Consider the following 6,490-nt stretch of genomic DNA (forward strand, 5'->3'; position numbering starts at 1 on the left):
CGGCCATGGAATACACGTCGCCGCCGGCGCAGAAGTACCGGCCCTCGCCGGTCAACGTCAGCACCTGCACGTCGGGATCTTCCTCCGCGGCGCGCAGCGCGGCCAGGGCCTCGCGCGCCAACGCCAGATTCAGCGCATTGCCCTGCCCGGGACGCTGGAAAACTATGCGCACGATTCCCGGCCGAGTCTCCACGCGGATCGCGGTTGCTGCCTGATTCCTGGTTTCCACCGTGGTGATGGGGATGGGCTGGCTCATGCGCGCGGTCCGCCTTCGACTCCGGCACGTTCGGCCCGCAACTGGCGTTTGAGCAGCTTCCCGGATTGGTTGCGCGGCAGCTGCGCCACAAAATCCACGCGCTTGGGCACCTTGTAGTCGGCGATCCGGCTTTTCACGTGGCTGCGCACGGATTCGGCGCTCAGCTCGGCCCCTTCCTTGAGCACCACCACCGCCGTGATGGCTTCGATCCAACGCTCGTGGGCGATCCCGAGCACGGCCACCTCCGCTACCTGTTCGAGTTCGTAGATGCAGTCCTCGACCTCGCGCGGAGCGACCAGCACCCCGCCGGTGTTGATCACGTCCTTGATCCGATCCACCACCTGGATATAGCCCTGGGAATCGACGGTGACCTGGTCGCCGGAACGGAACCAGCCGTCGACAAAGGCCTGCGCCGTGGCTTCGGGCTTGTTCCAGTAGCCGCTCATCACCTGCGGGGAGCGGTATTGGATCTCGCCTGGTTCGCCAGCCTCGGCTAGCTCACCGGCGGCGTTGAGCACCCGGGCCTCGACGTAGAACACCGGACGGCCGCAGGAGGCCGGACGAGCCTCATGCTCCTCGGGGCGCAGCACCGAACACAGCGGACCCAGCTCGGATTGCCCGAAGCAGTTGTAGAAACCGATCTTCGGGTAGCGTGAGCGCAGCCGCGCCAGAACCGTCACCGGCATAATCGAGGCACCGTATTGGGCTTTGGCCAGCGAGGATAGATCACGTCTTTCCAGGTCCGGGTGGTTGCTCAGCGGCACCCACACCGTCGGGGCCAGAAACAGCGACCCGATGCCCTCGGTTTCGACCCTTTCCAGGGTCTCGGCGATATCGGGACTGGCTTGCAGCCGGATGCGTGCCCCGAGAGACAAATAGGGCAGCAGGAACACGTGCATGGCCGCGGAGTGGTACAGCGGCATCGCGATCAGCGGGCGGTCCTCGGCGGTGAAATCCAAGGCAATGATCGAGGAAACATACTGGGCCAGCAGCGCGGCGTGGGTCATCATCGCGCCCTTGGGCGCGGAGGTAGTGCCCGAGGTATACAGCAGCTGCACCAGCTCGGTCCCGGAGCCCTGCGCCGCCGGCAGCTGCGCCGCCCCGGGATCCAGCGCGGTGTCCAAGATCGCGGGCTCCCCGGTGCCGGCCGGCAAGAGCGTCCATACCCGTTCCACCGCCGGGGCCCGGCCTAGCGCGCGAACCTGATCGACGAGGGCGAGCCGCTGTTCGTCGGCTACCACCAGCACCGCGCCCGAATCCTCCAACAGGTAGCTGAGCTCATCGCCTTTCAACGCGAAGTTCACCGGCACATGCACCAGCCCGGCGAGGGCGCAGGCCAGGAAGAGGATCGCGTAGGCATCGGAATTCGCCGCGTAGGCGGCCACCCGGGAACCCGGCGGCAGGTTCGCCACCTGCAGCCGGCGGGCCACGCGCCGCGCCGCGCTTTCAAGCTCGCGGTAGCTCCACTCGCGCTCTTCGAAGAGCAGGGCGCTGGCCTCGGGGTTGCGCGCGACGCTGCGGCGCAGCAGGGCGCCGATGGTGTTATGCGAATCCTTGAGGGCGGCAGACCTCGGGTTCGGCTCTTCGCTTGCTGGCAGGGAATCGTTCATGAGCGGGAATCCTTAATCGAGAAATCGTTGGCCCGGTCGGGGCTTAGAGCCGTTCGAGGATGGTGACGTTCGCCTGCCCGCCGCCTTCGCACATGGTCTGCAAACCCCAACGGGTATCGCTGCGTTCCAGCTCATGCAGCAGCGAGGTCATCAACCGGGCACCGGTGGCACCGATGGGGTGGCCGAGCGCAATGGCGCCGCCATTGACGTTGACCTTAGCCATATCCGCCTGCGTTTCCTGCTGCCAGGCGAGGACCACGGCGGCGAAGGCCTCGTTGATTTCGATGAGGTCCATGTCCGCCAAGCCCATCCCGGTGCGGGCCAGCGCGTGCCGCGTGGCGTTGATCGGTGCCGAGAGCATCATCACCGGGTCAGCGGCGCGGGCCGAGATGTGGTGGATCCGGGCACGCGGCTTCAGCCCGTAGCGCTTGACCGCGGCTTCGGAGGCGATCAGCAGCATGGCGGCGCCGTCGGACATCTGCGAGGCGCTGGCGGCGGTGTGCAGGCCGCCGTCGACAATCGGCTTCAGCGAGGCCATCTTCGCCCGGTCCGGTATGCGCGGTCCCTCATCGGCGCGCAATTCGGCCAGCGGCAGGATCTCCCGCTCAAAGTAGCCTTGCTCCTGGGCATGCAGGGCCTTTTCATGGGAAGCGACGGAAAAATCTTCGAGCTGGGCACGGGTGAGCCCCCACTTCTGGACCATCATCTCCACCCCGCGGAACTGCGAGATCTCCTGGTCCCCATAGCGCTGGGCCCACCGCGCGGAGCCGGTGTACGGGTCGGGGAAGCCGAACTGCGCGGCGGCCGTATTGGAATAGGACAGCGGAATGCTCGACATCGATTGCACGCCGCCGGCGACCACTAGATCGCTGGTGCCGCTGAGCACCGCTTGGGCCGCGTAGGACACCGCCTGCTGGCCGGAGCCGCACTGGCGCTCAACGGTGGTTCCCGGAACTTGTTCCGAGAGGCCCGCAGCCAACCACGCGCTGCGGGCGATGTCCATGGCGTTTGGTCCTACCTGGTCGATGCAGCCGAGGATGATCTCGTCATACTGCGTCGAATCGATGCCGTTGCGGCGCACCAGTTCCGCCAGCGGCGCGGCCGCGAGATCCAGCGGGTGCACGGCCGCCAGAGACTTGCCGCGGCGCCCCACCGGTGTGCGCAGCGCATCGATAATGTAGGCCTCGGCCATGGGCTCTCCTCCAAGGTTCGGCGGTTCTCGGACCGCTCATCACCGTGTTTTCAGTGGTGAAACCGCGTAATCGAATGTTCGTTGATGCTAAGACTAGGATGTCGAACTTACCTTGCGTTGTCTAGGTCACATCAGCGGTGCCGGAACAATGGCGTCCTGCCGGGGCCGGGGAAGCGGTATTGGGCGACCCGAAGGCTTGCTTCGGGACGTGGCAAGAACCCTCAGGGCGGCGCGCCAAGCGGGGAAATACTGCGATCAGCACTTGAACGCGGGGTTCAGGAAGCACTAGGTTACGAATCAGTAGGGTGCGTTGTGCACCCTGCGCAGGAGGAGTAGCAATGGATTCGCAGAGCCCCGACATGAACCAGCCGTCCTCCGCGCGCTCCTTGCGCATCCGCCCATGGACGGGCATCGAAGAAGTTCCGGAACTGCTGGACGTGTGGCGATCCTCCGTCGAAGGGCGCCTGGATTTCCTCTCGGCCGCGGATTTGACCTCCGTAGCCTCGACCTTGGAAACCGTTTATGCGCAACGTGCAGAAATTTTCGTAGCGCACCTGGGCGCGCAGGTCGTGGGTTTCATGGCCATGGACGAACGGCGTGTGGAGCTCCTATGGGTCCACCATGAGCATCGCCAACAAGGTATCGGCAGGGCCCTGGCGGCCTTTGCGCTTTCCAGCTGCGCGGAGATCGAAATGGTGCTCAACGCGCAAAACATCGCTGGGTTGGAATTTTTCCGGCGTTGCGGATTCGAATCGGAGGACCAAGCCGGTCTTGTCGGTGCCGACGCCAAAAGTCCTAGCGTGTCCCTGCGTCATGCAAGGGTCCGCGAGCGACCCGTGGAACGATAGACGCATGACAGAAAATACCCGTTCCCTGCGTGAAGTCTCCATCGAACGCCTGGCCTCGCGCCGCTACCAGGCCACCAGCACCGAGAGCGGTGCGAGCATCGAGTTCGGCCAAGGCGAAGGCCTGCTCTCCCCGGTCGAACTGCTGCTGGCCGCGATTGCCGGGTGCTCATCGATTGACGTCGATGCCGCGACGACCAGGCATGCGGAGCCCGAAAAATTCGAGGTCACCGCGACCGGCAACAAGGTCGAAGCAGGTGGCGCGAGCCAGATGGAAGACATCGATATGTCCTTCAACCTGAAGTTCCCCGATACCGTGGAAGGCCGCAAGGCAGCCGGAATGGTCCAGCGCATTGTGAAGCTCTCCCACGACAAATACTGCACGGTCTCGCGCACCGTCGAGCTGGGGTCCAAGGTCACCAGCACCATCGAGGGCACCGACTCGGTTTCCTGATCGGCCACCATTTTCGTGGGCCAGTACTAGGGATGCGTTGAATTTGACCGGCTATGCCAGCTGTTGTGCCGGCATAGCCGGGATGGTGAATTCCTGGTGCGCCCGTCCGCACGGGAAGCCGGATGCATGTAACCGGGAATTCAGACACTTGCGAGTCATCCAAAGTCAAGCCCGGAAAGTCGAACTTGTGACCGGGGTCGAAACCAAAATCTTCAAGTACAGTGGTTTCGTATCAAATCTTGTGATCTACTGATCTATCCGTTGAATTTGCACTCTTTAGGTGCGGAATTAGTTCTTCGATGTCGGTATTTGTCATCCGCTAGGGCCGCCGGTTCTCTCCTTGCCCTAGTCAGCAAAAAATCCTCGTCGTAGTGTCTAAATTATCCCCACGTTGAAGGAGCAGAGATGCAAACTCAGAACGTTCTAGGAAACATTGACTGGGCGTCGATGCTGCAAAAAGTTGCCATCGCGCTTGTTATTCTCATCATCACCTGGCTGGTGGCCAAGGTTGTCAAATGGGCTGTCGCCAAACTCGTCACCAAGATTAAGTTCCTCCAGAAGGAGGGCACCGATGGCAAGCAGATCGGTGATTCGCTAGGCAAGGTCGCGTCGCTGGTCGTTTGGCTCTTCGGCTTGATCGCTATTCTCCAGGTCTTCTCGCTGACCGAGGTGCTGACCCCGGTGCAGGACTTGCTCGCCGGAATCATGGGCTTCCTGCCTAACCTCATCGGTGCGGCCTTCATCTTCATCATTGGCTACGTGATCGCCAATGTAATCAAGCAGCTGATCCAGACCGGTCTGGGAACTGTCGATTTCAGTTCCCTCGTTCGCAAACTGACTCCCGGCGACGGCGAAGAAGTCGACCCCGAGACCTCACTGCGCACGCAGCGGACCATCGTGGATGTCATCGCAAATATCGTGTTTGCGCTGATCCTGCTGGTCGTGGCTATTTCCGCACTGCAGGTTTTGGGCATCGAGGCCATTTCGGTACCAGCGCAGGAGATGCTGCAGATCGTCCTGACCGCAATTCCACAGGTGATCATGGCCCTGATCCTTCTGGCCGTGGGCTTCCTGATCGCCAAGTTTGTTGGCAAGCTGCTTGAATCAACGCTGCGCGGTGTGGGGACCGACAGAGTTGTGGCGGGCTGGGGAGTTGTTCCCGAGGGGCAGAGCGCATCGGGAATCATCGCCACCATCGTGAAGATCGCAATTATCCTGTTCTTCGCGGTCATGGCAGCAAGCATGCTGAACTTCCCGGCAATCACCAACATCCTCAACGAGGTCTTGGAATTGGGCGGCAAGGTCATCTTCGGTGGAGTCATCATCGCCATCGGCTTCGTGCTGGCAAGTGTGATCGGTCGGTTGATGGGCGATACCACCGCCTCGAAGATCATCCGCTACACGGCCATCGCACTGTTCATCGCGATGGGCCTGAAGTACATGGGTCTGGCCGATTCGATTATCAACATGGCCTTCGGCGCCATCGTGATCGGTGCGGCCCTGGCAGCGGCTCTGGCCTTCGGCCTTGGCGGCCGCGATGCTGCGGCTCGCACACTGGAGAAAATCGACATCAGCAAGATGGACGGTCCCGACACCTCGGGCACCGCGCCAACCCGTCGGGCACCGGCGACACCGCCGACGCCTCCAAATGAGTTCTAGAACTTAGAACCAGCAAAGAGTGGGACCGGGTAACCGGTCCCACTCTTTTTCTTGTACGCCCGGCATGGGCATTTACTTGGAGGTGAAAGTCCTCTGAAGGAGAAGGTGGTTTAACTTCTAGCCGATGGCAACTGCGTCACCGTGAGGTGGAGTGGGAAGGAAGCCGGAGGCAAATCCCTGTACCGAGGGACACGAACCACATATAAGGCATATTTGTCGGGGTAAGCCAGCATGCGATGGTGAAGCCCGTTCCACCGAAACGGCAAGTGTGTAAATGTGGCGGGCGCAGGAGGAAAGTAAATGCTCTTATCCGGGGAGGTCTGTTCCAGTGCATCACCGGTTTGACTGGTGGGGCGGTTCTGGCCGTGAGGTCAGGGCTGATGGGGCAGAAGTCAGCAGAGGTCATAGTACCCACCGGAATAGTGTCTTGGATCTGATGAGGATGCCAAGATTACCTTTATTTAAGGGGTGGGG

At 62.0% G+C, this 6,490-nt stretch carries 6 protein-coding genes; 3 read left to right on the forward strand and 3 right to left on the reverse strand.

Annotated features, from left to right (window positions below):
• The 3 genes from ACT3UQ_RS19315 to ACT3UQ_RS19325 all read right to left on the reverse strand — a co-directional run.
• The coding region (locus ACT3UQ_RS19315) for an enoyl-CoA hydratase-related protein (protein ID WP_444637773.1) at window positions 1–256 on the reverse strand (256 nt) is incomplete at its 3' end.
• Window positions 253–1,866 carry a fatty acyl-CoA synthetase gene (locus ACT3UQ_RS19320; protein WP_444637775.1) on the reverse strand — a complete coding sequence of 538 codons (1,614 nt, stop codon included), beginning with the start codon at window positions 1,864–1,866 and terminating at the stop codon, window positions 253–255. The genes ACT3UQ_RS19315 and ACT3UQ_RS19320, both read right to left, overlap by 4 nt.
• A gap of 43 nt (window positions 1,867–1,909) precedes the next feature.
• Window positions 1,910–3,058 (reverse strand): acetyl-CoA C-acetyltransferase, encoded by a 1,149-nt coding sequence (locus ACT3UQ_RS19325; RefSeq protein WP_105553028.1) that lies wholly within the window; start codon window positions 3,056–3,058, stop codon window positions 1,910–1,912.
• Between the two features lie 338 nt (window positions 3,059–3,396).
• Between ACT3UQ_RS19325 and ACT3UQ_RS19330 the strand changes: the two genes are divergently transcribed.
• The 3 genes from ACT3UQ_RS19330 (at window position 3,397) to ACT3UQ_RS19340 (ending at window position 6,016) form a co-directional block, all read left to right on the forward strand.
• Window positions 3,397–3,906 (forward strand): GNAT family N-acetyltransferase, encoded by a 510-nt coding sequence (locus ACT3UQ_RS19330; RefSeq protein WP_444637777.1) that lies wholly within the window; start codon window positions 3,397–3,399, stop codon window positions 3,904–3,906.
• A 4-nt stretch (window positions 3,907–3,910) separates the two neighbouring features.
• A complete protein-coding gene (locus ACT3UQ_RS19335; protein ID WP_444637778.1) occupies window positions 3,911–4,357 on the forward strand; it encodes an OsmC family protein in 447 nt (148 codons plus the stop codon).
• A 405-nt stretch (window positions 4,358–4,762) separates the two neighbouring features.
• The gene (locus ACT3UQ_RS19340) at window positions 4,763–6,016 is read left to right on the forward strand and encodes a mechanosensitive ion channel (protein WP_096287838.1); all 1,254 of its coding nucleotides are present in this window, start codon (window positions 4,763–4,765) and stop codon (window positions 6,014–6,016) included.
• The last annotated feature ends 474 nt before the right edge of the window (window positions 6,017–6,490 follow it).

The organism is Glutamicibacter sp. AOP12-B1-11, from assembly GCF_052379245.1.
Classification (GTDB): domain Bacteria; phylum Actinomycetota; class Actinomycetes; order Actinomycetales; family Micrococcaceae; genus Glutamicibacter.

Excerpts from the sequence above, each read along its gene's own strand:
- ACT3UQ_RS19330 (WP_444637777.1), top strand. The coding sequence starts at position 3,397 with ATGGATTCGCAGAGCCCCGACATGAACCAGCCGTCCTCCGCGCGCTCC.
- ACT3UQ_RS19320 (WP_444637775.1), bottom strand. The coding sequence starts at position 1,866 with ATGAACGATTCCCTGCCAGCAAGCGAAGAGCCGAACCCGAGGTCTGCC.
- ACT3UQ_RS19325 (WP_105553028.1), bottom strand. The coding sequence starts at position 3,058 with ATGGCCGAGGCCTACATTATCGATGCGCTGCGCACACCGGTGGGGCGC.
- ACT3UQ_RS19340 (WP_096287838.1), top strand. The coding sequence starts at position 4,763 with ATGCAAACTCAGAACGTTCTAGGAAACATTGACTGGGCGTCGATGCTG.
- ACT3UQ_RS19335 (WP_444637778.1), top strand. The coding sequence starts at position 3,911 with ATGACAGAAAATACCCGTTCCCTGCGTGAAGTCTCCATCGAACGCCTG.